Source organism: Clostridium sp. AF50-3, from assembly GCF_003477445.1.
Taxonomy (GTDB): Bacteria; Bacillota; Clostridia; order Lachnospirales; family Lachnospiraceae; genus Otoolea; species Otoolea fessa.
In genome coordinates this window covers 219,234-245,129 of the sequence record NZ_QUDH01000002.1, presented here as the reverse complement: position 1 = coordinate 245,129, position 25,896 = coordinate 219,234, and the positions used below count along the sequence as shown (strand labels likewise).

General features: G+C 50.3%; 26 protein-coding genes and 1 pseudogene. All 27 read right to left on the bottom strand.

Annotated elements, in window-relative coordinates; translation table 11 throughout:
- Nucleotides 1-152 precede the first annotated feature (152 nt).
- Nucleotides 153-716: a cupin domain-containing protein gene (locus DW085_RS03575; protein ID WP_117795366.1), complete on the bottom strand. Its 564-nt coding sequence runs from the start codon at nt 714-716 to the stop codon at nt 153-155.
- Nucleotides 717-761: 45 nt separating this feature from the next.
- Nucleotides 762-1,943: a MalY/PatB family protein gene (locus DW085_RS03570; RefSeq protein WP_117795364.1), complete on the bottom strand. Its 1,182-nt coding sequence runs from the start codon at nt 1,941-1,943 to the stop codon at nt 762-764.
- A 332-nt stretch (nt 1,944-2,275) separates the two neighbouring features.
- Entirely contained in the window at nt 2,276-3,250 is a 975-nt protein-coding gene (locus DW085_RS03565; RefSeq protein ID WP_118472332.1) for an oligopeptide/dipeptide ABC transporter ATP-binding protein, read from the bottom strand.
- Nucleotides 3,234-4,325: an ABC transporter ATP-binding protein gene (locus tag DW085_RS03560; RefSeq protein WP_118491379.1), complete on the bottom strand. Its 1,092-nt coding sequence runs from the start codon at nt 4,323-4,325 to the stop codon at nt 3,234-3,236. The genes DW085_RS03565 and DW085_RS03560 overlap by 17 nt, the downstream gene beginning before the upstream one ends.
- Nucleotides 4,326-4,338: 13 nt before the next feature.
- Entirely contained in the window at nt 4,339-5,349 is a 1,011-nt protein-coding gene (locus tag DW085_RS03555; RefSeq protein WP_227589504.1) for an ABC transporter permease, read from the bottom strand.
- 8 nt (nt 5,350-5,357) lie between these two features.
- Nucleotides 5,358-5,732, bottom strand: a complete 375-nt coding sequence (locus DW085_RS19560; RefSeq protein WP_243015181.1) for an ABC transporter permease — start codon at nt 5,730-5,732, stop codon at nt 5,358-5,360.
- Entirely contained in the window at nt 5,687-6,277 is a 591-nt protein-coding gene (locus DW085_RS19555; RefSeq protein ID WP_243015180.1) for an ABC transporter permease, read from the bottom strand. Before DW085_RS19555 ends, DW085_RS19560 begins: the two co-directional genes overlap by 46 nt.
- Before the next feature lie 194 nt (nt 6,278-6,471).
- Nucleotides 6,472-8,133, bottom strand: coding sequence for a peptide ABC transporter substrate-binding protein (locus tag DW085_RS03545; RefSeq protein WP_118491377.1), 1,662 nt, complete (start codon nt 8,131-8,133; stop codon nt 6,472-6,474).
- A gap of 24 nt (nt 8,134-8,157) precedes the next feature.
- Nucleotides 8,158-8,283 (bottom strand): M24 family metallopeptidase, encoded by a 126-nt coding sequence (locus DW085_RS20140; protein ID WP_284525703.1) that lies wholly within the window; start codon nt 8,281-8,283, stop codon nt 8,158-8,160.
- On the bottom strand, nt 8,280-9,218 hold the full coding sequence (locus DW085_RS03540) for a Xaa-Pro peptidase family protein (protein WP_284525702.1): 939 nt from the start codon (nt 9,216-9,218) through the stop codon (nt 8,280-8,282). Before DW085_RS03540 ends, DW085_RS20140 begins: the two co-directional genes overlap by 4 nt.
- Nucleotides 9,219-9,220: 2 nt before the next feature.
- The gene (locus DW085_RS03535) at nt 9,221-9,859 is read right to left on the bottom strand and encodes a M24 family metallopeptidase (RefSeq protein WP_118481774.1); all 639 of its coding nucleotides are present in this window, start codon (nt 9,857-9,859) and stop codon (nt 9,221-9,223) included.
- Entirely contained in the window at nt 9,840-10,460 is a 621-nt protein-coding gene (locus DW085_RS03530; RefSeq protein WP_118491376.1) for an aminopeptidase P N-terminal domain-containing protein, read from the bottom strand. Before DW085_RS03530 ends, DW085_RS03535 begins: the two co-directional genes overlap by 20 nt.
- Before the next feature lie 412 nt (nt 10,461-10,872).
- Nucleotides 10,873-11,292 (bottom strand): hypothetical protein, encoded by a 420-nt coding sequence (locus DW085_RS03525; RefSeq protein ID WP_022359521.1) that lies wholly within the window; start codon nt 11,290-11,292, stop codon nt 10,873-10,875.
- An 87-nt stretch (nt 11,293-11,379) separates the two neighbouring features.
- Complete coding sequence (locus DW085_RS03520) at nt 11,380-12,357, bottom strand: serine hydrolase (protein ID WP_181986192.1); 978 nt, start codon at nt 12,355-12,357, stop codon at nt 11,380-11,382.
- Complete coding sequence (locus DW085_RS03515; protein WP_022359519.1) at nt 12,354-12,749, bottom strand: methylglyoxal synthase; 396 nt, start codon at nt 12,747-12,749, stop codon at nt 12,354-12,356. The genes DW085_RS03520 and DW085_RS03515 overlap by 4 nt, the downstream gene beginning before the upstream one ends.
- Nucleotides 12,750-12,831: 82 nt before the next feature.
- Entirely contained in the window at nt 12,832-13,908 is a 1,077-nt protein-coding gene (locus tag DW085_RS03510) for an FtsW/RodA/SpoVE family cell cycle protein (protein WP_337803801.1), read from the bottom strand.
- Nucleotides 13,909-13,936: 28 nt separating this feature from the next.
- Nucleotides 13,937-14,095: a hypothetical protein gene (locus DW085_RS19550; protein ID WP_243033913.1), complete on the bottom strand. Its 159-nt coding sequence runs from the start codon at nt 14,093-14,095 to the stop codon at nt 13,937-13,939.
- Between the two features lie 151 nt (nt 14,096-14,246).
- Nucleotides 14,247-15,037: pseudogene (gene minD, locus DW085_RS03500) on the bottom strand (septum site-determining protein MinD).
- An 84-nt stretch (nt 15,038-15,121) separates the two neighbouring features.
- Complete coding sequence (locus DW085_RS03495; protein WP_118491372.1) at nt 15,122-15,787, bottom strand: septum site-determining protein MinC; 666 nt, start codon at nt 15,785-15,787, stop codon at nt 15,122-15,124.
- A gap of 14 nt (nt 15,788-15,801) precedes the next feature.
- A complete protein-coding gene (locus tag DW085_RS03490) occupies nt 15,802-18,702 on the bottom strand; it encodes a penicillin-binding transpeptidase domain-containing protein (protein WP_118467660.1) in 2,901 nt (966 codons plus the stop codon).
- The gene (gene mreD, locus DW085_RS03485) at nt 18,695-19,213 is read right to left on the bottom strand and encodes a rod shape-determining protein MreD (protein ID WP_022359512.1); all 519 of its coding nucleotides are present in this window, start codon (nt 19,211-19,213) and stop codon (nt 18,695-18,697) included. The genes DW085_RS03490 and mreD overlap by 8 nt, the downstream gene beginning before the upstream one ends.
- Nucleotides 19,194-20,048, bottom strand: coding sequence for a rod shape-determining protein MreC (gene mreC, locus DW085_RS03480; RefSeq protein WP_106999850.1), 855 nt, complete (start codon nt 20,046-20,048; stop codon nt 19,194-19,196). The genes mreD and mreC overlap by 20 nt, the downstream gene beginning before the upstream one ends.
- Entirely contained in the window at nt 20,045-20,791 is a 747-nt protein-coding gene (radC, locus tag DW085_RS03475) for a DNA repair protein RadC (protein WP_118491371.1), read from the bottom strand. The genes mreC and radC overlap by 4 nt, the downstream gene beginning before the upstream one ends.
- Nucleotides 20,792-20,858: 67 nt before the next feature.
- A complete protein-coding gene (locus DW085_RS03470) occupies nt 20,859-21,113 on the bottom strand; it encodes a DUF4321 domain-containing protein (RefSeq protein ID WP_106999848.1) in 255 nt (84 codons plus the stop codon).
- 135 nt (nt 21,114-21,248) lie between these two features.
- Nucleotides 21,249-22,547: a methionine gamma-lyase family protein gene (locus DW085_RS03465; protein WP_117795348.1), complete on the bottom strand. Its 1,299-nt coding sequence runs from the start codon at nt 22,545-22,547 to the stop codon at nt 21,249-21,251.
- A 241-nt stretch (nt 22,548-22,788) separates the two neighbouring features.
- Nucleotides 22,789-23,772, bottom strand: coding sequence for a tRNA (adenosine(37)-N6)-dimethylallyltransferase MiaA (miaA, locus tag DW085_RS03460; protein WP_118491369.1), 984 nt, complete (start codon nt 23,770-23,772; stop codon nt 22,789-22,791).
- Nucleotides 23,773-23,796: 24 nt separating this feature from the next.
- Nucleotides 23,797-25,893 (bottom strand): DNA mismatch repair endonuclease MutL, encoded by a 2,097-nt coding sequence (mutL, locus tag DW085_RS03455; RefSeq protein WP_118491368.1) that lies wholly within the window; start codon nt 25,891-25,893, stop codon nt 23,797-23,799.
- Nucleotides 25,894-25,896: the final 3 nt, after the last annotated feature.

Genomic DNA, 25,896 nt, shown 5'->3' with positions numbered 1-25,896 from the left:
GCAGCTGTTTCTGCAGTTTCACAGTTACCAGACAAAAATCCACGCAAATTTGTCTCCGGTCATGGACTTTTGCAATATTCTGTATAGCCCAACGTACAGCCTTTATTATACGAGTGAATTGTCCAAATTTCAAGATCAATTCATCCCGTCAATTATACAGAATCATCCATAATCTGCAGATGCCAGAAGGAGCGGCAGGGAGTATCGCCCGCATTCCGCATCGTGTGATAGAGATTCGGCTTGATATAGATCGAATCGCCCGGTCCTAAGAGATAAACCGTTCCATCCAGATTGACCTCCATCTTGCCTTCCAGAATGACTCCGACCTCCGCGTATGGATGCAGCCCCCAGGACGGCGGTGTATCTTTTGTCTCTGGATCATAGGTTGAAAACTCATAAATACCGCGTTTCTTTCCAAAATCCAGACGGCGGATTTGAAGCTTGTACTCATCATATTCATATAACTGCTGCTCCTCCTGGCGGATCAGGGTTCTCTCCTCGCCGGAAGGACTGAGCAGATCCCGGATCGAAATACCAAGCGCCACGCAGATGCGCTGCAGATTGTTCAGCGTCGGGCTTGCCTGGTTCCGCTCCAGATTGCTCAGATATCCCACTGACAGATCGGTAAACTGGGACAGCTTCTGGATCGTGATAGATTTACTCTTGCGAATCTCCTTGATCCGCTGTCCAATATTCTCCACTTCTTCAAATTCCATGCAATCCCTCCGAACGTTTTATTTTTACGGTTCTGCTATTTTTCATTATGCGTTCCGTTTTTTCCATGCCGCCTCGATCTGATCGAGCGCCTGTGCAATCACACTGCGCGAACTGCCCAGATTAAAGCGCATAAATCCAGATCCCTGTTCACCCGAATGCGTGCCCGGATCCAGCCATACCTTCGCTTCATTCGAGAAGAATGCCATCAATTCATCATCCGTCATCCCCAGTTCACGGCAATCCAGCCATGCCAGATACGTTCCCTCCGGTTCTACCAGTTGAATCTGCGGCACACGGTTTTTACAGAAATCGCGCACCAGTGCCAGATTGCCAGCCAGATAGCCGATAAGCTGATCCAGCCATTCCCCGCCGCCTTCATACGCTGCACGGCAGGCGAACAATCCCAGACGGTTCATATTTTCCTGACCAACATCCAGCAGCTCCGACCGGAATTTACGCCGCATCTCCGGATCCGGGATAAAGAGGTTTGATGTCGCCATGCCAGCCAGATTGAAGGTCTTGCTCGGCGCTGTACACATCATCGAATGAAGGCATGCTTCCTCTGAAATCGACGCATACGGAGTCTGCTCATGCCCCTGCCATACAAAATCGCCATGGATCTCGTCGCTGATCACGTATACATGGTGGCGCAGGCAGATGTCAGCCAGTGCGGTCAGCTCTTCCCTCGTCCAGACACGGCCAACCGGATTGTGCGGATTGCATAAAATCATCAGTTTGACATGCTCATCCAGCACCTTCTGCTCCAACTCTTCCAGATCCATCTCATAATGTCCATCTTTTAAAACCAGCGGATTCTCCACCAGCGTCCGCTTATTGCGGAGGATCGCCCGGCTGAATGGATGGTAGACCGGCGGCTGGATCAACACCGCATCGCCCTCCTGGGTAAAAGCCCGCACTGCGATCGAGAGTGCAAACACGATACCTGGCGTGCAGGTCATCCACTCCGGCTGCAGAGTCAGATGATGGCGTTTCTGATACCACGCTGCCACCGCATCAAAGTACGACTCATCTGCCCGGCTGTAACCGAAAATCCCGTGATCTACTGCCTTTTTCAGCGCTTCAACCACGCTGTCCGGCGATCGAAAATCCATATCCGCCACCCAGAGCGGCAGAATATCATCCGCTTTCCCATTTTCTTTCTTAAAATCATGCTTGATCGACCAAGTATGGGTCCGATCGATCGGTGTATCAAAATCGTACTGCATAGAAAATCCACCTTTCTGTTATATATCGTTAAAATTTTCCAAATTCAGCCATAATTTTAAAAAAATTCTAACTAATATTTTACACCAGTCGGCGATCAATGTCTACAATTACTCCCTCAATTAGCCAAAAAACTAAGAAGCTGACGAGGACAGGGCGGTCTGGCTTTCAGCTTATCAAATTGTACGCATTTTGAGCACAGATGTCCGAATGAGGCAGATGTAAGTCCGCATCAGGCGAGCATCTGTAGCGAAAGCAAGCGAACAATGATAAGTCTGAGAAGCCAGGCTGTCCTGTCCCCGTCAGCTTCGACGCCTTCACGAATCTATTTAATTTACTTTACCATATGACAAGCCACAAAATGCCCCGGCGTCACTTCCCGGAGTTCCGGCAGCTTCGCCCTGCACTCCTCCGTCGCATACGGACATCTCTCGGCAAAACGGCAGCAGTCCTTCGGGTTGATCGGGCTTGGAATCTCGCCCTTAACCATGATACGCTTCTTCTCACGCACCAGCCTCGGATCCGCAACCGGAATCGAGGACAGAAGCACCTGCGTGTACGGATGCAGCGGATGTGCATACAGCTCTTCGGAATCGGCAAATTCAACCATCGTTCCCAGATACATAACGATAACACGGTCGGAAATGTATTTGACGACGCTCAAGTCATGTGCGATGAAGAGATAGGTCAGTCCCATTTCTTCCTGCAGTTCCTTTAACATATTTAAAACCTGCGCCTGGATTGAAACATCCAGTGCGGAGATCGGCTCGTCGCAGATTACAAACTCCGGTTCGACCGCTAATGCCCTAGCAATACCAATTCTCTGTTTCTGACCGCCGGAAAACTCATGTGGGAAACGGGACATATGGTCGCGGTTCAGACCGACGCGCTTCAGGATCGCCTCTACCTTCTGATCCACATCCTTGTCCGTCGCCAGTCCATGCAGTTTCATGCCGGAACCGATGATATCCTTGACCGTCATACGCGGGTTCAGGGAGGAATGTGGATTCTGGAAGATCATCTGCACATTCTTGCGGAATGCTTTTTCCTCTTCACGGGTGTATTTAAAAATATCTTTTCCTTTATAGGTGATCGTGCCTGCTGCCGGCTCATACAGCTTTACCAGGCACCGTCCCGTCGTGGACTTGCCGCATCCGCTCTCACCTACCAGTCCCAACGTTTCACCTTTATAAATCGTAAAATGCACGTGATCAACTGCTTTCAGCACTTTTCCCCTGCCGACGTTGAAATACTGGCAGAGATCCGTGACCTGGAACAGGGGTGTGCTCCTATCAATTTGTTTTGCCATGGTGTCCCCTCCGTTTCTCTTCCGGCAGAGCCGCAACATTTTCCTCTTCTTCCTGTTTCTGCGCCTCAGTCAGCCCTTTCATGATATCCACCTTCGGCGCATATTCATGCTGCAGCCAGCACGCACAGGTATGTTCGTCTGAAAGCCTGTGAAATTCCGGCTGTTCTTCATAACAGACCTTCATCGCAAACTCACAGCGCGCTGCAAACGGGCATCCTTTCGGCGGTGCAAACAAATCCGGCGGAGTTCCGTCGATGGGCACCAGCTTCTGATTCTTGGAGGTATCCAGCGTAGCGATTGATTTGATGAGACCTGCCGTGTACGGATGTGCCGTCTCATAGAAGATCTCATCAACCGTTCCTTTTTCAGCCACCTTGCCGCCATACATAACAAGCACGCGGTCGCACATCTTGGCGATAACTCCGAGATCGTGGGTAATCAGGATAATCGAGGTGTTCATCTTATCGCGCAGTTCCTTCAGAAGATCCAGGATCTGTGCCTCGATCGTTACGTCCAGCGAGGTCGTCGGCTCATCCGCGATGATGATGCTCGGCTTGCCGACCAGCGCGATCGCGATCATGACACGCTGCTTCATACCGCCGGACAACTCATGCGGATACTGTTTATAACGACGCTCCGGCTCATTAATGCCGACCAGACGCAGGATCTCCAGCGCCCGTTCCCTGACTTCTGCCCGGGTCATCTCCTTCCGTCCGACAAAAACCTCCTCGATCTGTTTTCCAACCGTCATGGTTGGGTTTAACGAGGTCATCGGATCCTGAAAGATAAATCCAATCTCCACACCGCGGATTTTCCGCATCTCGCGGTCTGTCTTGGTGATGATCTCCTCGCCTTTATACTTGATCGAACCGCCCTCAAAAAATCCCGGCGGCTCCGGGTTGAGCTTTAAAATGCACTGGGAGGTAACGCTCTTGCCGCATCCGCTCTCGCCTACAATTCCAAGAATCTCGCCTTCGCGTACATTAAAACTGACATCCCGGACGGATTTTACCACGCCGCCGTATGTATGGAACGAGAAGGTCAGATTCTTGATTTCCAATATATTTTTAGCCATTGTCTCCTACCTCCTATTCCGTTCCTCTCAATCTCGGGTCAAATGCATCCCGCAGACCATTTCCGAGCTGGTTGAGCGCCAGTACAGTTGTACAGATAAAGAATGCCGGCACGTACAGCATATGCGGCGCTGCCGTCATCATACGGGTTCCCTCTTTTGCCAGAACGCCCCAGCTTGCCTGCGGCGGGGAAATGCCGAGACCGATATAACTCAAGAACGCCTCCTGGAAGATGGCGCTCGGAATTGCCATTGTCAGGTTTGTGATCAGAAGACCCATTATATTCGGGATGATCTCACGCACGATGATGGTGAACGCCGACTCGCCCATGACGCGGGCTGCCAGTACGAAATCCTGCTCTTTCAAGCGGTATACTTCGCCTCTGGTAAAACGGCAGGTTCCCGTCCATCCAACAATAACCATTGCAATGATTAAGCTTTTAACGCCGGAGCCTAATACTACCATAACCAAAATACAGACGATCAGAGATGGAATACCATAAATAACATCGATAATACGCATGACGATCATATCAAACTTGCCGCCATAATAGCCGCAGAAACCGCCCAGCACTGTACCAATTACAGTATTTAAAAGGGCTGCCAGAAGACCGATCGTCAAAGAAACACGCGCGCCCATCCAAACACGTACCCAGAGGTCACGCCCCAGAGAGTCGGTTCCCAGCCAATGAGCTGCTGAAATCCCCTTGCTCATCGAGTAGGCATCCTGCTGGTCAAATCCGTAGTGGCTGAACATCGGTGCAAAGATCGCTAACAGTCCATATGCAATCAACAGAATCAGACTGAAATATGCCGCCTTATTTGTCCGGATTCGTCTCCACGCCTCCTGCCAGAAGGTCAGGCTTGGTCGGGAGATCGATTCCATTTTTTCAATATTTTTACCTACCATCTCAAACTTGTCGCGGGTAATCGTGCGTCCATCTGTCAGGTTTTCGGATGTGCCCGCTGCTGCGCCGGAATTCTCAGAAGGCAGCACATTTCCATCTTTCATTTTCATCTCACCCATACTGCCACCTACTTTCCGCCGATCCGCACTCTCGGATCGATCACGCCATACAGAATATCAACTACCATGTTGCAGAATACCAGGAATGTGCCGTAAAACGCCGTCATGCCAAGGATCAGGGAGTAATCGTTGTTCTGCACACTCTCAACATAATATTTACCCATGCCGGGGATAGCAAACAGGGACTCGATAACAAATGTACCGGTCAGAACGGCTGCTACCGTCGGACCGAGGATCGTAACAACCGGCATGATCGCGTTCCGGATCTGATGCTTCCAGGTCACACGGAACTTGGAAATGCCCTTCGAGCGCGCCGTCTTGATGTAATCCTGCTGGACTACCTCCAGCATACTCGCACGCATGATACGCGAGACGGATGCCATCGTGTAGAATCCCAGTCCGATCGACGGCAGGATCGTGTAGGCGAAGCCTTGTACTGCGCGATCGGGAACAGCCCCCATTTGACTGCAAAGAAATGCTGCAGCAGCGCGCCCATGATAAAGTCCGGGACACTTGTACCAAATACAGCTACAATCACAAAGATTAAATCAATTTTATTGCCACGGTTTAATGCAGAAATAATACCAAATACAAGACCAAAGGAAATCGCAAAACATAATGCGCGGATACCAAGGTCTGCCGAATACGGAAATGCGCCTGCTAACAGGTCATTGACGGTACGGCTCGGATATTTGGTAGAAAAACCGAAATTTCCATGAATCAGATTATTCAGATATGTCAGATACTGCTGGAGTAAAGGTTTATCGAATCCGTAGTAGGCACTTAAATTGGCCTTTGCGGTTGCTGACATTTTCGGATCATTGAACGGTCCGCCCGGCATCAGCCTTGCCAGGAAAAATACAACGGATACGAGAACAAACACAGTCACAATGGATATTCCCACCCGCTTCAGTATATATTTTTTCATAGGTTCACGCTCCTTTAACTACGGGAACATCCCAAATCCGGTTGTTCCGGCCGCCGGTTACGGCTCATTCATCCGCCAGGCGGCCACCGGATATGTACTGCGCTTCAGAAATCCAGCCGCTTTGCCGGATCCTGAAGCGCAGGTGCTTCAATCATCTTCTAAGGTTTTTCAATATGTTTTGGATAGATGATGGATTAGTTTGTGATGTCCACATACATATAGTCATAGTTCAGTCCAACAAAGTATGCGCCCAGATTCTGTACACGGTCAGATACCATATACGGAACCTCTCTTAACTGAAGCGCTACCAGTGCGCCGTCTTCCAGGAGTGTCTTCTCTGCATTGAACAGATTGTCCATACGCTCTTTACCGGAAGTTGTCTTGGAAGCGTCGATGTACTTATCGTATTCATCACTGTGGTAATTTAAGTAGTTGTAGCCGGAGGTGCTGTACCAGAGCTCCAGGTAGCTGTACGGGTCAGAGTAATCCGGTGCCCAGCCGCTCATGATGATATCGTACTCATCACTGTCCGGAACCAGGAGTGCGTTTTTCGTTGCGTACGGAACCATGTTGATATCTACGTTGATACCCAGGTTGTTCTTCCACTGGTTTGCAACAACCTCTGCCTCTTTCTTCGCTGTGTCAGAATCGGATACAACCAGTTTCAGGGAAATATCAGAAGCACTGGAAAGACCTAATTCAGATAATGCCGTATCCAGATACTCTTTTGCCTTATCCATATCACCCTGAAGTGGGAATGCCTCTAACGGATACTCGGTGCCGTACTCGCCGTCCACGCCGCGAACCTGCGGAAGCACATATCTCTGGTTAGCCTGATATAAGCCATTGTGGGTCAGAAGAATGTATTCTTCGCGGTTGACTGCGTAGTTCATCGCCAGACGCAGGTTCTTGTTTGCCAGATATTTATTCCGGTGATTCAGTGCCGCATAATCGTCTGCGCCGTTGTAGTAGGACTGTGTCTTGCCCTCATACTGCGCTGCCAGCTCGGTTGGAACCTCTGCCAGATCCAGCTCGCCTGCATCGAACATCGAAACAGCGGTAGTCTGATCGGCTACGGTCAGAATCTCAACGCCGTCCAGACTGATCTTTTCATTGTCATAGTAATCTGGATTCTTCGTCAGTTCTACCTTGCCGTTACTGTATTCACTTACAACGAACGGTCCATTGTAAACCTGTTTATCGGCACTTCCGCCGAACTCATTGCCATATTTCTCAACCAGGTCTTCACGTACCGGCATGAATGCACTCATGCTTGTCATGCTGACAAAGTAATCAGCCGGATTCTCAAGCGTAACCTCCAGGGTAAAGTCATCCAGTGCCTTGACTCCCAGTTCATCCACCGGAAGTTCACCCTCACTGACCTTGGCACCGTTCTTTAAAACAGCACCCAGATAGCTGGCAGGGCAGGCTGCTGCCGGATCGCAGAGACGCTTCATACCGTACTCATAATCCTTAGCCGTAACAGTCTGTCCATCACTCCACTTTGTATCCTGACGGAGTTTGAAAGTATATACGAGACCATCATCGCTGACTTCATAGCTCTCAGCGGTTGCCGGCTGAAGCTCGCCCTGTACATTGCGGTACAGACCATCATAGATATGATAGGAGACGGTCGCGTCTGCTACGGAGTTTGTCTTATCAGGGTCAATCGTCGCGATATCCGCCGTGTTGGAATAACGGAAAATCTTTTCGCCCGCTGCTGCGCTCTGGGAACTGTCACTTCCCGATTCAGCTGCCTTCGTATCATCCACCGAAGCGCTCGGAGTGGAACAGCCCGCTACACTCGCTGCCATCAGTGCAGCTAATCCCAGTGCAAGTAGTTTGTTTTTTCTCATAATATTCCTCCTTGTCCTTTTTTATTAAAGCTCAATCAGTTCCTTGGTGGCGCTGATCAGGTTTTCATTGCCTGTCTCCGTGATGAGAAGCTGATCTTCAATGCGGATACCGCCCCATCCTGGAATATAGATACCCGGTTCCACGGTCATGACATTATTGGCATGCACGATATTTTTAGAAACAGGCTCATAAATGGAATCTCATGGACAAACATGCCGACGCCGTGTCCGATTCCTGTGTAGTGATATGGAAAATACTCGGTCCCCTCGATGATCTTCGTGGATTCATAATATGCATCCGATGCCGAAACCCCGTCTTTTAAGAATCCTTCCACCGCGGCGACCATCTGCTGCTCAATCCTGTATACTTCCTTCTGCTTCGGCGTTGCGCGTCCGACTACCAGAGTACGCGTCATATCAGATAAATAACCGTGATACTGGCATCCATAATCCATCAGGACCAGATCGCCGTACTCAATCGCTTTCTGAGACGGGATTCCATGAAGCAGGGACGTTCTCGCACCGGAGATGAGGATATTGCCGTATGGCTGTGTATCCGCACCCTCCAGAACCATATAGAGGCTTAAACGCGCCGCCAGCTCTTTCTCGGTAATGCCGACCCGGATATCCTTCTGGATCTTTTCATATGCCCTTGAAGCAATATCACAGGAGATACGCAGGCACTCAATCTCTTCCGGCCTCTTGATGGAGCGGAACTCCTCAATGATGCCGTCCGCCGGTACCAGCTCTGCTTTTACCTCCGACTGGAGATTCTGGTACTGTTCAACGGTCAGGTGGGATGCTTCATAGCCGATCGTCTTTGCTCCAACCTTTCCCGCCGCGTACGCAAGTGCCTTTCCGATGGAACCATAGGTATCTCTCCAGTTCAAAATCGTGTAATCCGGGCACTCATAGGAAACCTGCTCGGTGTAGCGCGGATCTGTCAGAAAGAATTTTTCCTGCTCCGTGATAAAAAGCCAGGAATCTTCGCCGGTATAATGGCTGACATACTTTACATTGACCGGACGGCTGATAAACATGCCATCCAGGTGCTCTTTCTGCATATACGCAAGTAACTGTTCCATGCTTACTCTCCTCCCATCACTGATTCTATTTCCTCTATCGTTCTGGGGATGGATGCTGTCAGATTCTCACAGCTATCCTCCGTTACCAGGCAGTTATCCTCGAGGCGGAAGCCGATGCCCCATTCCTCGCAGTAGATGCCGATATCCACACAGAAAACCATACCCGGCTCTACAATATCCACATCAACCAGATCATGTGTGTCCCAGCCAACATGGTGGGCGCCGCCGTGCCAGATATATCTGCCGACGTCCTCATACCGGTCACATAAGCCGATCGCTTTGAGCTGTTCGAAATTGTATTCCCTCGCCAGCCGGTCCACATCTGCCATCTTCATTCCCGGCCGGATGATGGAGAACATGTGCTGCGAGGTCCGGTATGCACATGTGTAAAGAAGTCGCTGCCGTTCGGAAAACTTTCCGTTGCACGGCCAGCCGCGCGATACATCATTGAAGAGGTGGTCGTACTGGGCGCCTACGTCGTTGAGAATCATATCGCCGTCCTTCGCCTGCCCTGTGTACTCATAATAGTGAATACAGAAATTATTGGCTCCCGCGGAAATGATACTCGGAAATGCCGGTGCAAGGCATCCGTGCTGCGCCAGTGCGTAGTCGAATTCGGCTTTATACTGGTATTCGTACATTCCCGCTTGATGCCTTCATCATCGCCAGAATGCCGTCCCTTGTAATCTTGACTGCCTCCCGCATCGCCTCGATCTCACACGGCTGCTTGATGGTGCGCTGGCGGCGTATCTGACGGGAAATATCCGTGAGTGTGGCTGCCGGGTACCACTTTCTAAGTTTCCGTGCCATCCGGATACTCTCGGTATCTGCATCCTCCGGATCGTGCCGGTACAGATCCATCGCAATCCGCTCAAACCGTCCGCTCCGCATCAGAAGTTTCAGACGGTTTTCCCACTCGCCGCTCGATGCGATCTGCGCGGCCCCGGATCGCGCCCTGGCCTCCTCCGGTGTGAACCGTTTCCCGGTCCACCGCTCGGTCAGCATATCCGGCGGAAGTATGTAAAGTGTTTCCTGTACCTCTTCTCCGTCCTTCTCTGCCATCAGGACTGTGTGTTCCTGCCCGATGCCGGTCAGATAGAGAAAACTCCGATCGGCATAAAACGGATAATTTTCATCGGCTGTTTTTCGGATGGAAGAACCGGAAAACAGGAGAAGCAGGGTGTGATCCGGAAGGCTGTCATACAGCCGCTGTCGGTTCCCCTGGTAGAATTCTGCATTCATAGTATTTTCCTTCCTGTCTTTTAAATGATTTCCGCATACTTTTGTATCTGTCTCACAAATAGACGCATCGGAATCTTTTGTCTCCCGACACGTGTCATTATACCGTATAAATCGAAATTTTACAATTATTTTTCAGTATATTTTGTAATTTTTTTATCCAATACAAAAAATTTCATATGCATGATAGGAAATACTTATAATTTTGAAAAAAATGTAAAAGCATATCTATTTTTTCCCAAAGGTGGTACCTGCAAAAGAAGCATTTCAATGAAAATGTGGAAAGATGGTTTTGAGCCCAAACTAGAAAATTAGGAAAAAAAGAGACCATCCAATTCTCCTTTTTCAGATGAATCGGACAGTCTCCTGTCTCCGCCCTGCGCTGACAGCTGCGGTTTCGTTCATTTTGAATCTCTTATAAAGATACTACAACACTTTCTTTCGCGCACTCTGGAAGATCGGCTGCATTCATGGATATGCTTAAAACGAATTTTACATGATATTTCTCACTGATGGTCTCCAGCGTCTTGTAGGTCTCTTCAATATCCGCTCCCTCGAGGCAGGCAAGTTTCAGGAAGCTGTCAAGATACATCTGCTCCAGATCGTGATCCTGGCAGATAATACCACAAATAAATCCGATAAATCCATCGCTGGTATCAATCGGATATTCCTGTACATTGATAAGGCGAATCTGGTTATTCAACTCATACATATGTTTGGAACTCTTATCCAGATAGACAACGGATCCCTTGGCTTCTTTGACAGCCGTGTTCGCCATATCGAGTAAATATTTAGTTTTTCCTTTTCCCTTTGCTCCTGCGATGATCTGAACCATAACAATCTCCTCCTTGAATTTATTTAAGTTGTATGTAAAATCTTTTATTGTATAAATAATTATAGTATAAATTTATAAATATTGCAATCACTTATTTGAAATTTTAGTCAAAATTTCCGTCATATTGTCATAAAGTGACGGACGATTTGCAGATTTTAGCACAACCGATATATATTCCTTGCCATCGTCCCCATCGCTCGCCATGATCAGGCAGTAGCCAGCCGCCTGTGTGGTGCCGGTTTTGCCGCCTAAGACAGTCACTCCCTCCGGTGCCTCGCGGTCTCCCTTCAGATACCAGTTGCCAACCTTCCAGACCTGCTGTTTTGCGGCTCCATTTGCATCGGTATAATCAGCTGTATAAGACTGCGCGTTGATGATCTCACAAAACAGCGGCAGTTTAAGCGCCTCGTTGAAAATCAGGTAGAGATCATATGCCGTTGTATAGTGGTCGGTGCTGTGCAGACCATTTGCATTGACAAAATGCGTGTGGGTCGCACCGAGTTCCTTCGCTTTCGCATTCATCTTCTCCACAAACGCATCCGTGCTTCCGGCGATATGATCCGCAATCGCATTGGCTGCATCGTTGCCGGACGGAATCATCAGTCCATATAAGAGCTGCTCCAGCGTAAAGGTATCGCCCGGCTTGATGCCTGCCATCGAAGCGCCTGCCTCGTGGATCACGACATCGTCATTTGCCGTCACCGCATCGGAAAGATTGCCTTCCTCGATCGCGATGATCGCCGTCATTACCTTCGTGATGCTCGCCGGGTACATCTGGTCATAGATGTTCTTACCATATATAACGCTGGAGTCGGTCACATCAAACAATGCGCCCGCCTGCGCCGTCACCGCATCATCTGGAGCAATATCGCCGTCTGCAGATTCCGGTACGCAGAGAGAAGAGGCAAAAAAGGGCGCCAGCCCGGCACCTGCCGCTGGCGTCATCTGCGCTTCCCGTTCTTGAAATGAATATGCCTGTTCCAGACCGCGGGCACCACAGCCGGTCAGCATGCTGATACCGCAAAGCATCAGTGCGCCCGCAAGTCCGATTGTCTGTTTTCTCATTTGTACATCTCCCGCCATTCCATATCGCCGCGGTCAAGCGCCTTAACGAGAAGCTCTGCCGTCGCCAGGTTTGTCGCCATCGGGATATTGTGAATATCACAGAGGCGGACAACATCATTAACATCTGGCTCATGCGGCTTCGGCGCCAGCGGATCGCGCAGGAAAATCAGCAGATCGATCTGATTGTGTTCGATCTGTGCGCCGAGCTGCTGGGAACCTCCCAGATGACCCGGCAGATATTTATGGAGGGTCAGATTCGTAACCTCCTCAATCAGGCGGCCTGTCGTTCCTGTCGCATAGAGTTCATGCTTGCTCAGGATGCCGCGATATGCGATACAGAAGTTCTGCATCAGTTTTTTCTTCGCATCATGTGCGATTAACCCGATATACATCTATACCTGCCTCCTTAATGATTCCTATTTTTCATAACCATAAAATTCAATTTCCATGCAGCTTCACAGTCCATGCATGTACTTACTGAACGGTTACGTTATTTCGTTGCAATCCAACATTGAGAACAACTCCCATTCCGATAAACATACTGAGCAGCGAACTAAGTCCGGAGCTTATGAAAGGAAGCGGAAGACCCGTGTTCGGGAAGATTCCCGTGGCTACCGCAATGTTGGCAAAACTCTGGAACGCCAGAAGCGCCGCCATGCCCGATGCAATCAGACGCCCAGCTGTGTCCTTCGCGCGCGCCGCAATCCAGAGGCACTCATACACCAGCAGCGCATAGAGAGCAATGACCGCCACGCCGCCGACAAACCCAAGCTCCTCTCCGATAACAGCGAAGATAAAGTCCGTCTGTTCCTCCGAGAGGAAATTTCCATTCTTGACGGAGCTTAATGTGTTGTTAAAAAGCCCCTTGCCGCGCAGCTGCCCGGAGCCGATCGCCATCATGGAGTTATCCTGCTGACGGTTCAGATCCGTAAATTCACTGCTGCTGTGGAAAATCTTTCCCATGATACGCTGTGCCTGGTATTTCTGGAGAAACGGGATGAATCCCTGCAGCGACAGATAGATAAGCGCCGCAAATCCAGGTACCCCGACCGCCACCGCACCGGCAATCCATTTGTAACTGATACCGGCTACATAAACCATGCACAGAATCATGAAGCAGATGACGATGGTAGTGGAAAGGTTCGGCTGTAAATATACCATGCCGACCGGAAGGACACAGATAAGCGCCGTCATCCCCAATGTCTTTGGCTCATTGATTTTCTCCCGGTTTCTGGAAAGAAAATTTGCCAGGATGAGGATCAGACCGATCTTTACAAACTCGGACGGCTGGATCTGAATCCCGCCGATCCGCAGCCAGCGGGTCGCGCCCTTGGTGGTACGTCCAAACAAAAGAACTGCCGCCAGCATTCCGGCACAGACCACATAGATAAGCGTGGTAAATCGGAAATACTGATGGTAATCAATCAAAGACAGAACCAGACAGATAATCAGGGATACAACCACTCCGATAATCTGTTTTATCACAGAGGAACGGTCCTGATTGCTGGCGCTCCCGACAACCAAAATGCCGAGAACACTCAGCAGAATCATATAAATGAGGGCTCGAAAGTTGTAATTTCTAAATTGGTAATCGAATATCATGCTGTAAATGGCTCCTTAAAGTAAGAACCGGCACCGACGCACAGACCGCCGGGAATACCTCCGCCGGCTGTTCTGAGGATGTCCTCAGAATCCGGAGTGTCACATCCCCCGGATCAATCTCCAGATAACGTGACACGCTCCTCAGGAAATCTGCGCGAATCAGATCCAGAAGTTCCGGCGAACAGCCGCCCGATCGGCAGTCAGAAGGTGTTTTAAACGCTTTCTGGCTATCTCGCCGGAATTCTTTTTCGTAAACAGTTCTGCAATCAGAATCATAGCGTCCCCTCCTATGCACGTTTGAGGAAGCCGGATATCCGGGACCAGAAGCCCGGAGACGCATCAAGCTGTATAAATGGTACCGATTCTCCAAGTATTCGTTTGCATATGTTTAAATATGCCTGCCCGGCATATCCATTCATGCCGACCAGCGGTTCGCCCTGATTCGTGGATATAACGATATCCTCATCGTCCGGGACTGTGCCAATCACAGGGACAGACAGAATATCCATCACATCATCCACCGACATCATATCGCCCCGGCGCACCATATCGCTCCGGATCCGTTGATAATCAGGTCCATACGCCCGACCCCGGATGCTTCTAAAAGTCCGATGATCCGGTCAGCATCCCTTATCGCAGATACCTCCGGTGTCGTGACAATCAGCGCCCGGTCCGCCCCGGCGATCGCATTACGAAAGCCCTGCTCAATCCCGGCGGGACAGTCAAGCAGTATGTAATCAAACTCTTCTCTTAAGTCTTCTACTAATTTTATCATCTGCCCCGGACTCACGGACGACTTGTCCCGCGTCTGGGCGGAAGGTAATAAGAACAGGTCAGGATATCTTTTGTCTCGAATCAGCGCCTGCTTCATCCGGCAGTTTCCCTCGATCACATCGACCAGATTGTAGATAATCCGGTTTTCCAGTCCCATGACGACATCCAGGTTTCTCAGACCGATATCGGTGTCGATGAGAACCACCCGTTTGCCAAGCATGGCAAGCCCGGTGCCGACGTTCGCTGAGGTTGTCGTTTTGCCGACGCCTCCTTTTCCGGAAGTAATAACGATAACTTCGCTCATAGGAACATCCTCCTGTATTCTGTTTTACCATTTTATTCTACTCTAAAAAGTAGAATAATTCCAGTCTTAAATCCATTAAATACGCTAAATAAAATGAAAATAATCTAAAAAACTTTTTTTGACCGATTCTACGTCAATCTTTCCACCGGATACCGATGCAATCATCGGTCCGCGCCCCATCTTTTTACCCTGGCTGCGCGTTTTGGCTGTCAGATCAGCAATCCGAAGGTGCATCGGCGACATCTCCAGCGCGGTGATCACCGCGTCCTCACTTCCCGCCGCCCCAGCATGGGCGGAACCCGCCAGCGTGCCAAGAACGACGATATTGCCCCGTGCGCTGACACGCGCGCCGCGCTCCACATCCCCGATGATCACGATGCTCGCATCGGATTCCAGCAGATCGCCCCGGGATAAATTACCTTTATAGAATTGTCCCGTCCGGGCAGTCAGCTCCATCAGCCGCTCGGTCAGCGCCTTTTCACAGCGGGCGATGCGGTTAGCGTCAGTATCCAGCAGACAGAGAATCTCTATCTGGGAATTGGCGGTAATCGCATCCGTCACCTGTAGTTCCTCGATTGGGGTCAGTTCTCTCCCCTCCAGGGTCAGCGTCATCTGGGCGGATCCCCAGAATTTTTCACTTTCTTTAAACTTTTTCCCTACATCCTCCAGTAACTGTTCAAAGGGGGTGTCCGGATTCAGAATTACCGTCATACCGGACTTACATCCCTTTATTACTACGGAACTTTTCATAGTTCCATCACCTCTTAATCTCCATTGATTCGTTCATTGGACGCATCCAATGCTCCTGAATTCAGGATATCATCCAGACTCGCATAGCCATAGAAGTAACGATATACGTGTTTTGCCACCATCGCCGCATTCGAAGAAGAATATCCATTCGGGATACTGACCGTCACCGAAATTTCTGGATTCTCATACGGTGCAAACGAAATAAAGAACGCGTGGTTGCCCCGTTTCTGGGACTCCTGCGCAGTACCGGTCTTACCGGCCACGTGTACGTCCAGACCATCAAACACGCGCTTGGTCGAACTGTTGGTAACTACCTGGCGCATACCTTGTTGGACTGCATCCCAGGTGCTTGTCTGGAAATCAAGGGTTGACGCCACAGCCGGCGAATAATCCTTGACCAGATTACCCTGGGAATCCGTCTCCTTATCAATCAAGCTCAGATCATAGACCGTGCCGCGGTTGGCAAGCGCCGTCACATAGCGGGCAAGCTGTACGCTCGCAAACTGGTGCGTACCCTGTCCCATACTGGAACGCTCCGGATCGGTATCACTGATAGACGGCGTCGCCTCCGAGATTTCAATGCCCGAAGTCCGGTCCAAACCGAACATGGTCGCGTATTTTTTCAGCGTCTCCAGACCTTTCTCCGGTTTGTAGCTTCCATCTGTCTCTGTGGACAGGCGGTGCGCCACCTCCGAGAAGAAATAGTTACAGGAATTTTCGATGCCTCCCACGACATTTAACGGTCCGTGGAAGCCCGGATATTTCCAGCATCGGATCGGATTGCTGACTTCCTCATAAATACCGGTACAGTTAATCATATCAGAAAGCGTGATTGCCCCCTCTTCCAGACCTGCAATCGCCGTGATCGGCTTGAAGGTGGAGCCTGGTGCTTTCAGTGTCTGCGTCGCATTGTTTCGCAGCGGCAGCGACTGATCGGCATTTAGCTGGGCAAAATAGGTGCTGTCCGAAATCCGGTTGTTGTCATAGCTTGGATAAGATACCAGTGCCAGCACCTCGCCAGTCTTCGCGCTCGTCACGACACAGCTCGCCGTACACGGGTCAAGTGCCAGCTGCGCCGGTGTGATCTCAATATTGCGGATCTTATTCATCAGGAACTGGTACGCATATTCTTCCCCGCTGACACGCAGCAGGTTGACCTCATTCTCATCGTATGCAAGCACATTCTGGGAATAGAGCGCCATACAGAGCTCGCGCCCAGTCACAACATTGTTATTGATTAAATACTGATAAATCAGTTTCTCGAATGCCGGATCCTGTTCCAGATCGCGGAAACAGTCGTCTAGCAGTGCCGTGAAGACATCGTCCGCATTCGAATACCGGCTCTGGATGTCCAGCTTCGTCGTATCGATCCAGTTGTTGGCAATTCCATAATATAAGTATTCCCGCAGACTGATCGTACCGTTCTTCCACGCCTGATACATGTCACTGGACGTATCAATCGCATCACGCTGGACAATCGCCTTGTTGCTGGAAGAAAGATACGAATAGATATACTGCATATATGCCTGCATTTCCTCTGACAGCGCGTTCATCGGCGTTGCATTTTCAGACTGCAGTTCGCCCCGCAGTTCCTGTTCAATCCGCACGCGTGAGCTCTCGTACTTCTGATAAATCTGCTGTTCCACATCGGATGCCTCTTCGGAAGCAAAATTGTCAATCGAGAGGACGTTGTTGTTGATCAGCTGGAAGTATGCCTTCTTGATCGGTATCTTAATACTGGAAGAATCGATATAAGCGATATCTTTCTCATCCTGGTTGACAATCGTCTTTAACAAGACGCCCGCCAGCTGCTTCTCCAGAATGTGGTAAATACCCTTCTGAAGGTTCAGATCGAGGGTCAGCCAGATATCGTTGCCTGCCACTGGTGCGACTTCCCCAGTCACGCTTAGGATTCTTCCGACGTTATCTACATATGCCGTCTGGGAACCTTTCTTACCCTTTAATTCCAGTTCCATCGAGGATTCGATGCCGGTACGGCCTACTACATCATTTAACTCATAGTCATCGTTGACCGCCTTTAACTCCTCCAGACGTTCGCTCGTTACTTTTCCCGTATATCCAATGATCGGCGCAAAGTAGAGGCTTTCATTGTACACACGGATCGTCGATTCCTGTATATTGACGCCCACCAGATCGGCTGCGTGCTCTAAAATGTCTGCAACGGTCTCATCGCTGATATCCGTCGCGATCGTTGTCGATTCGTACTTCTGGAACGCGGTAAAACGCATCGTGTAGCGGATACCGACGATCTGCAGCGCCACCTCATCCGAAACATCGATCGGATTGCCGTCTTTGTCAAGCGGGCGCCCGTCCCGGTTCTTATCGTCACCGAGTGTCAGGTGGTACTCCTTTTTCATCCGCTCCAGCAGATCTGGCGCTGAAATGTCGGACGGGTATTTTCCATCTGAATCGTCCATCTCATCCACATTTTTAAGACCATAATAATCACGCAGGAATCGCTTGCGTCCGGACTGTGTCTCGGAGGTATACACGACATTTCCATCGTGATCGAGCGTAAGCTCTAAACTGGTCTGTGCGCTCTCACCGTGTTTATTCAAGATCGATACCAGATCGTAGAGCATCGTGTTCCACTGTGCATCCGTCTTGTACGCACCGGTATCCTGTATGGTAACGTCGTATGCCAGTTCGTTGTACGCCAGCACATTGCCGTTCCGATCGTAGATATTACCCCGCGTGCTGGCAGTCTTTATGACTTTTTCCGTCATCGCTGTATATGCATCCTGATACTCTTCGCCCTTGATGATCTGCAGGTTGAACAACCGCATCACCAATGCGGACGACATCAGGCAGAACACAACCGCCAGGACAAAAAGCCGGGAGGTAATCACTTTTTTGAACCATTCTCGCAGATATTCTTTCAGGTCATCAAACAATGTTCGAATCTCTCCTTTGTTCCCATTCTTTCAGTTTCCGGTTGATAAAAAGGAAAAACCGGTATACGACAAGCGTCGTAACCGTGGTAAATATGATCTCCGGGATAATGATGGAGACCAGATAATGCCCAAAATTCAGACGATTCCGTATCAGGAACCGGAATACATAGATGTACAGGTTATAGATTAAATCACTTGCCAGGCTCAAAAGCAGCGGCAGCGTGATGTAGTCTTCATAATAATACTTGTTGCAGATTCCACTGACATACCCCAGATTGATGAAAAACAGTGTATAAAAGCCAAATGGTCCACTGTAAAACAGATCCATAAAAAGACCTGCCACCAGTCCGTAGAACATCCCCCGCTCGCGCCCCTCGATGAAGCTGCACACAAACACCACAATCAGCAGCAGGTTCGGAGCCGAAGATAAGAAGGCGATCTGTGGGAACACGCAGATCTGGATCGTGAATGCCAGAATCAGCATGACAAGGTTAATCAGCAGCTTCCGCATTATTGTCGCCTCCATCCCCATTTTTCAGCTGGGTGATTACCAGTACCTCCTGCAGGTTATCAAAATCTGCAACCGGAATGATTGTACCGGATTTGGTTACGTTGTTGGCATCGGTCGTCAGCCCGGAGGCATAACCGATGAGAATGCCCGGCAGGAAAATATCACTGATGTTGGAGGTCACGATCTTGTCGCCCTCCTGGATATCTGCCTCTTTCTTGATATGGTCAAGTCCCAGCCGTCCATCCTGGTAAAGCGTCAGGTTGCCGGATACATTACAGGTATCGCCAGTCCGCAGGGACATGCCGCTGACGTTGCTGTCGTCATCGATGATCGCGCGGACAGTTGCATAGTTTGCCCCGACATCGGTTACAATACCGACCAGTCCGCCGCCTGCCATGACGTTCATATCTTCCTGGATGCCATCGTCCGCTCCCTTGTCGATCCGGAATACCTGAAACCAGTTTCCAGAGTCCTTTGCAATGACACGGGCGGCTATTTTTTTATACTGCATATATTCCTGATCAAGCTGATACAGCTCTCTGAGACGGTCTAACTCGTAAAGCTCCGACTGCAAGCGGTTGTTCTCTTCCACCATCTGGTCCAGACGCATCTGGAGATTTTTGTTCTCCTCCTGCGCCTCCCGCAGGGAAGAAAAATTTTCAAGCGCATTGTAGAGTCCTGTGCCAATCGCGTTGACGCCTGACTGCAGCGGTACCAGAACAAAACCGACGCCCGTCCGAAGCGGCATCAGAAAGCTTGATTTGATAGACGTTGCTGTAATCAGCACAAGACAGAAGGCTGACATACCTGCCAGAATATACTTGCTGTTTTTCATAATGATAGTATTCCCCGTTCTTTGAAACTAAAATAGGCTTGTTCGCCGATAATCACATGATCCAAAAGCCGGATTCCCAGCATAGCGCCCGCCTCTTGAATCCGGACGGTCGTCCGCCGATCCTCCGCACTGGGGGTAGGATCCCCGCTCGGATGATTATGTACTAAAACGATGCTGGCTGCATGATAGCGCAGCGCCTCGATAAATATCTCCCTCGGAGACGCCGGAGAGTGATTGAAGGTTCCCCGAAACAGCAGGATATCCCGAATCAGCCTCTGCTTCGTATTGAGGATCATCAGGTGCATCTCTTCCTGCTCTTTGTGACGCATTTCCTCCATATAAAAGGCGGCGATCGCCTCCGGCGCCGTAAACGCAGGTGCTTCTGAAAGCGTCAAGGTGCGCCAGATCCGCTGTGACAGTTCTCCCACACACAAAAGTTCGATTCCCTTGACCCTGCCGATTCCTTTCTGCTCCATCAGTTCTGGAAGAGTCAGATGCAAAAGCCCTAAAATTCCCGGCGGCTGCGCCTGCGCCAGAATCCGGGTTGCCAGGGAAAGTGCCGACTCCTGCCGGTTTCCGGTCCGAATAAGGATCGCTAAAAGCTCGGCGTCCGTCAGTGCCCCAACTCCCTCCCTCTCACATTTTTCGTAGGGTCGGTCTTTTTCAGGGATATCTTTCATAGTAAGACGCCATCCAGCGGCCGGTTCAGAACTTTTTACTGGTTTCTTTGTTTCTTTTTTCATTGATTGTCCTCCTGCGTGCCTCTCCTCTGCATACAGAAAGCCATTCCCACCAGGCGGGATTCTTTGATTAAATCAGACGATATGCGATCAGTGCAATGACAACGCCGATGATGCTCGCCATCGTCACCCGGATTGACAGACCAAACGTGATAACCAGGATTCCTAAATCAAGAACAACCGGGTCCATCAGACCGAAGGATTGTCCGTAATTCAGCCACGACAGTCCCCTGACGCCGGATGCCATATTTCCGATAAATCCACCTAACACAATCCCTGTCATCAGGAGCAGCAGAAGAATCCAGAAATTTTTTGCTCGATTCATGATACCGAATACCGTCCCTTTCTATAATCTTTATTATCTTAGCACAAACTGCCGGAATGTGTATAGACAGTCCGGCAGATTTTTTTTTAAAGTTTTCTTAAAATTAATTACAAAATCATTCAAAAAACGTCATTTCTAGTCGATTTTGAGCTGCTCAGGTTTTACTATGCCTGCATCCAGAAGCTTCTGCAGGGACATTAAAATGCCTAACTTCGCATGGTACCAGGTCAGTCCGCCCTGGAAGAAGACGCTGTACGGCGGTTTGATCGGACCATCCGCGGAAAGCTCTATCGAGGATCCCTGGATAAAGGCACCTGCTGCCATAATAACCTGGGAATCATACCCCGGCATATCCCACGGTTCCGGCGATACATAGCTGTCAACCGGCGCCGCCGCCTGAATGCCCTGGCAGAACGCAATAACACCCTCCGGTTTTCCAAACGTGATCGCCTGAATGATATCATAGCGCGGCTCCGTGCTGTTCGGAACCACATCAAAGCCCAGGCGCTCATAGACGTTTGCCGCAAAGATAGCTCCCTTTAATGCGCCGGATACAACGGTCGGTGCCAGGAAAAGTCCCTGGAAGAAGGACTGGTTGACGCCAAGACTCGCGCCGACCTCCCGTCCGAGTCCCGGAGAACCAAGGCGGTACGCTGCATTTTCGATGCACTGTCTGGTTCCGGCGATATAGCCGCCGATCGGCGCCAGTCCGCCGCCCGGGTTTTTGATCAGGGAACCGACTACCATGTCCGCACCGAGATCGCTCGGTTCGATCCGCTCAACGAATTCGCCATAGCAGTTGTCTACCATACAGATCACTTCCGGTTTGATGGATTTAACAAATGCAATCAGTTCACCGATCTGCTCTGCCGAGAGGGTTGGACGGGATGCGTATCCCTTGGAACGCTGGATGGTTACCAGTTTTGTCTTCTCGTTGATCGCCGCGCGGATGCCGTCGTAATCGAAGGTTCCGTCCGGCAGCAGGTCAACCTGACGGTATGAAATGCCGTACTCCCGCAAGGAACCGTTGGACTCTCGGATGCCGATCACTTCCTCCAGAGTATCATACGGTTTTCCCACCGGCGAAAGCAGTTCGTCGCCCGGGCGCAGGTTTCCGGCTAATGCCGTGTAGAGCGCGTGCGTTCCGCACACGATCTGCGGGCGCACCAACGCGTCCTCAGTGTGAAATACATCCGCATATACCTGTTCCAGCGTCTCACGTCCGAGGTCGTTGTAACCATATCCGGTTGTACCGGAAAAATGAATATCGCTGACGCGGTTTTTCTGCATCGCAGCGATTACCTTTAACTGATTGTACTCTGCATTGCCATCTATCTCTGTGAAACGGTCTTCCAGAGCCGCTTCGATTCTGGCTCCATATTCAAGCACTTCTTTCGAAATACCGAGGTCGCCATACATTTTCTCTAACTCCATGGTGGTTCCTTTCCTGTTGTCGGTTATTCGTAACTGTTCAGTACCTTCACAGTCACGCGCAAAAATCCATTAAAAATTGCCTACGGCAATGGGATTTTTGCCTGCTGACCCATGTTTTCGTACGGTCAGCGCAGTAAATGCGCAGACCTACTGAACAGTTACGGTTATTCTATAATTCTTTTTTTGTTTCTTTAACTTTTCTTGATTTTTACAACTTATAATTTAGAGTGTTCCATCCATCTTATGAATCACACTCCATAATACCCGCTTCCGCCGCTAATTCCTGCAGAATATGTTCCAGCACGCGTTCCCGGTCATTATCAAATTCCGGCAAATATAAGAAACGCACGTCGCGTTCCCGCCGGAACCAGGTAAGCTGACGTTTCGCAAAATGGCGCGTATCGCGTTTCAGGATATTGACCGCTGTCTCCAATGACATTTCGCCATTTAAATATGCCAGAATTTCTTTATATCCAAGTCCCTGCATCGCCACTGAATCACGGCGACAGCCCATCGCCTGCAGCTGCCTCACTTCCTCGACCAGTCCCTCTTCCATCATCTCATCGATCCGCTTCTCGATCCGCTCATAGAGAACTGTCCGATCGGTATTTAATACATAATAGAAGAAATGGTACGGTGAAATCTTTGCCCGCTCCGCCTCATTGTGGGCAGAAATCTTCTCGCCCGTCTGCTCATAATATTCCAGCGCGCGGATCACACGTTTTACATTGTTTGGGTGGATCGCCTCCGCCGATTCTGGATCGACCGCCCGCAGACGCTCATGCAGGACTTCTGCCCCCTGTTCGGCTGCCAGGCGTTCCATCTCCTCCCGAAACTGCGTATTTTCGTCGATCTGGGTGAAATCAATATCATTGAGCAGCGCCTGAATATAAAAGCCGGTTCCACCTGCCACGATCGGAATTTTTCCGCGGCTGTAAATATCTTCCGCCGCCGCGCGGGCAAGCGCCTGAAACCGCACGACATTGAAATCCTCAGTTGGCTCTAAAATATCGATCAGATGGTGCGGCACACCGTCCATCTCTTCCAGGCGTATCTTTGCCGTACCGATATCCATGTGGCGGTACACCTGCATCGAATCCGCGCTGATGATCTCGCCGCCGATCCGCCTGGCAAGCTGGATGGACAGCGCCGTTTTTCCGACTGCTGTCGGTCCGGTCAGGACAATCAGGGGCTTTTTTTCAGCCGCTTGTTCCAGATTTCCCATAAGACTTTCTCTCCTTTTAATGGGTTATACAATCCGTTTGAATTTCTTCTCCAACTCATATTTGCTCATCGATATGATCGTTGGGCGTCCATGTGGGCACGCATACGGATTTTTGAGTTCCAGAAGCTCATCGATCAGCTTGTCCGCTTCGGCAAATGATAATGTGTGATTGCCCTTGACCGCCGCCTTACACGACATCGTCGCCACACGCTCATTGATGAGATCCGGGGTTCCGCTTCCATTGCCCTCCGCCAGATCGTCGATCATCTCCATCAGAAGCTCGCGTTTTGCGACGGAAAAGAGGTTCGCCGGGACGGCACGCACCGCGTACTCCTTGCCGCCAAACGGCTCAATCTCAAATCCGATCGAGGTAAAATGTTCCATATACTGCTCTAATTTGAGCTGCTCACTGCTGTTGAGACTCAAAATGATCGGCGGATCGATCATCTGGGAGGTGTACTCCCTCTTTTGAAGGGATGCCATCGTCCGCTCATAGAGGATTTTCTCATGCGCCGCATGCTGATCAATGATGTACAGATTATCATGATACTCCACCAGCCAGTATGTGTCAAACAGCTGTCCAATCAGGCGGTGGTTCGCACGCGCCGGTTTGGTCAGGAGTTTATCTTCAAACAGATCCATCTGACGGGGCTTTTCAGATGGGGCGGACTGGGTCGATCCCGTTGAAACAGATGCAGGAGATGCAGTTTGCCCCGCTGAAGCTGAGATGGATTCGCTGGAAGGCGCTGACGTGGCCGGCTCTGGCAGATCTGACTCTGTATTGATTGAAACATTTTCAACTCTGCCGGTTGTGTCGGTTCTTCCAAACACTTCATCGAACCGCCCCGTTCCTGACACAGCCACATTTGATCCGCTGCCGTTTTCAGCCCCATATCCCGGCACATCTTCCGAGACCGATATCATTTCTGCCTGCGACGCCCCCAGACGTTTCGTCTCAAACGGTTCCGGATGTTCCTCACGAATACGGACTGGTTTTAAGGACGGACGGCTGCCCTGGCTGCTTTCCATCTTTCTGGTTGGAAGCTCCGGCAGCACTCCCTTTTCCAGCCCCGGAATCTTCAGCTCTTTCTCTGCATTCTTCTCATTCTCCAGCGAAACCGCCGGAATCAGTTCCCGGTTAGCGAGTGCCATCGCGATCGTATGGTAGACCGTCCGGTAGATCTGTTCGCCGTCCCTGAAACGGATCTCCATCTTCGCCGGATGGACGTTGACGTCAATATACGACGGATCGATCGTAAATTGCAGCATCGTAAATGGATACTTGTGCTGCATCATGAACGGTTTATATGCGTCCTCGATCGCCTTTCCGATGATACTGCTCTTGATATAGCGTCCGTTGATGAAATAATTTTCATACGTGCGGTTGCCGCGCGCGATCAGCGGCTTACCGATGAAGCCGCCTACCCGGATCGGATCAGCTCCGGCATCCACCTCAATCAGGTTTGCCGTGATCTCGCGTCCAAAGACCGCATAAATTATATCTTTTAAGTTATGATTTCCAGAGGTATGGAGACGGCTCTGGTTGTTATTGATGAAACGGATGGAGATTTCCGGATGCGACAGGGCAATCTTTTCGACTAAATCTGCCACATGGGACCCTTCTGTCGCCGGCGTCTTTAAAAACTTCCGGCGTACCGGTGTATTGTAGAACAGATCTCTGGCGATAAAGGTCGTACCTTCCGGCGCACCGACCTCCTCCAGTCCCAGTTCCTCGCCGCCCTCGATGCGGTAACGGGAACCGCTGATCGAATCGTTTGTTTTCGTGATCAGTTCCACCTTCGCCACCGACGCGATCGACGCCAGCGCCTCGCCGCGGAACCCTAACGATGCCACCTGAAACAAATCCGACGCCGTCCGGATCTTGCTGGTCGCATGGCGCTTAAATGCCAGTGGGATCTCCTCGCGCACAATGCCGCTTCCGTTATCCGTCACCCGGATCGTCTGCAGACCGCCGCCCTGAATCTCCACCGTGATCGCCGTCGCCTTCGAATCGATCGCATTCTCCAAAAGCTCCTTGACAACCGACGCCGGCCGTTCAATGACCTCGCCGGCTGCAATCTGATTGATTGTATTGGAATCCAAGACCTGAATCGCAGCCATCTA

Coding starts and splice junctions, on each gene's coding strand:
- DW085_RS03575 (WP_117795366.1), bottom strand. CDS start 716: ATGGAATTTGAAGAAGTGGAGAATATTGGACAGCGGATCAAGGAGATT.
- DW085_RS03570 (WP_117795364.1), bottom strand. CDS start 1,943: ATGCAGTACGATTTTGATACACCGATCGATCGGACCCATACTTGGTCG.
- DW085_RS03565 (WP_118472332.1), bottom strand. CDS start 3,250: ATGGCAAAACAAATTGATAGGAGCACACCCCTGTTCCAGGTCACGGAT.
- DW085_RS03560 (WP_118491379.1), bottom strand. CDS start 4,325: ATGGCTAAAAATATATTGGAAATCAAGAATCTGACCTTCTCGTTCCAT.
- DW085_RS03555 (WP_227589504.1), bottom strand. CDS start 5,349: ATGGGTGAGATGAAAATGAAAGATGGAAATGTGCTGCCTTCTGAGAAT.
- DW085_RS19560 (WP_243015181.1), bottom strand. CDS start 5,732: ATGGCATCCGTCTCGCGTATCATGCGTGCGAGTATGCTGGAGGTAGTC.
- DW085_RS19555 (WP_243015180.1), bottom strand. CDS start 6,277: ATGAAAAAATATATACTGAAGCGGGTGGGAATATCCATTGTGACTGTG.
- DW085_RS03545 (WP_118491377.1), bottom strand. CDS start 8,133: ATGAGAAAAAACAAACTACTTGCACTGGGATTAGCTGCACTGATGGCA.
- DW085_RS20140 (WP_284525703.1), bottom strand. CDS start 8,283: ATGACCGTGGAACCGGGTATCTATATTCCAGGATGGGGCGGTATCCGC.
- DW085_RS03540 (WP_284525702.1), bottom strand. CDS start 9,218: ATGGAACAGTTACTTGCGTATATGCAGAAAGAGCACCTGGATGGCATG.
- DW085_RS03535 (WP_118481774.1), bottom strand. CDS start 9,859: ATGTACGAATACCAGTATAAAGCCGAATTCGACTACGCACTGGCGCAG.
- DW085_RS03530 (WP_118491376.1), bottom strand. CDS start 10,460: ATGAATGCAGAATTCTACCAGGGGAACCGACAGCGGCTGTATGACAGC.
- DW085_RS03525 (WP_022359521.1), bottom strand. CDS start 11,292: ATGGTTCAGATCATCGCAGGAGCAAAGGGAAAAGGAAAAACTAAATAT.
- DW085_RS03520 (WP_181986192.1), bottom strand. CDS start 12,357: ATGAGAAAACAGACAATCGGACTTGCGGGCGCACTGATGCTTTGCGGT.
- DW085_RS03515 (WP_022359519.1), bottom strand. CDS start 12,749: ATGTATATCGGGTTAATCGCACATGATGCGAAGAAAAAACTGATGCAG.
- DW085_RS03510 (WP_337803801.1), bottom strand. CDS start 13,908: ATGATTCTGCTGAGTGTTCTCGGCATTTTGGTTGTCGGGAGCGCCAGC.
- DW085_RS03495 (WP_118491372.1), bottom strand. CDS start 15,787: ATGAAAAGTTCCGTAGTAATAAAGGGATGTAAGTCCGGTATGACGGTA.
- mreD (WP_022359512.1), bottom strand. CDS start 19,213: ATGCGGAAGCTGCTGATTAACCTTGTCATGCTGATTCTGGCATTCACG.
- mreC (WP_106999850.1), bottom strand. CDS start 20,048: ATGAAAAACAGCAAGTATATTCTGGCAGGTATGTCAGCCTTCTGTCTT.
- radC (WP_118491371.1), bottom strand. CDS start 20,791: ATGAAAAAAGAAACAAAGAAACCAGTAAAAAGTTCTGAACCGGCCGCT.
- DW085_RS03470 (WP_106999848.1), bottom strand. CDS start 21,113: ATGAATCGAGCAAAAAATTTCTGGATTCTTCTGCTGCTCCTGATGACA.
- DW085_RS03465 (WP_117795348.1), bottom strand. CDS start 22,547: ATGGAGTTAGAGAAAATGTATGGCGACCTCGGTATTTCGAAAGAAGTG.
- miaA (WP_118491369.1), bottom strand. CDS start 23,772: ATGGGAAATCTGGAACAAGCGGCTGAAAAAAAGCCCCTGATTGTCCTG.
- mutL (WP_118491368.1), bottom strand. CDS start 25,893: ATGGCTGCGATTCAGGTCTTGGATTCCAATACAATCAATCAGATTGCA.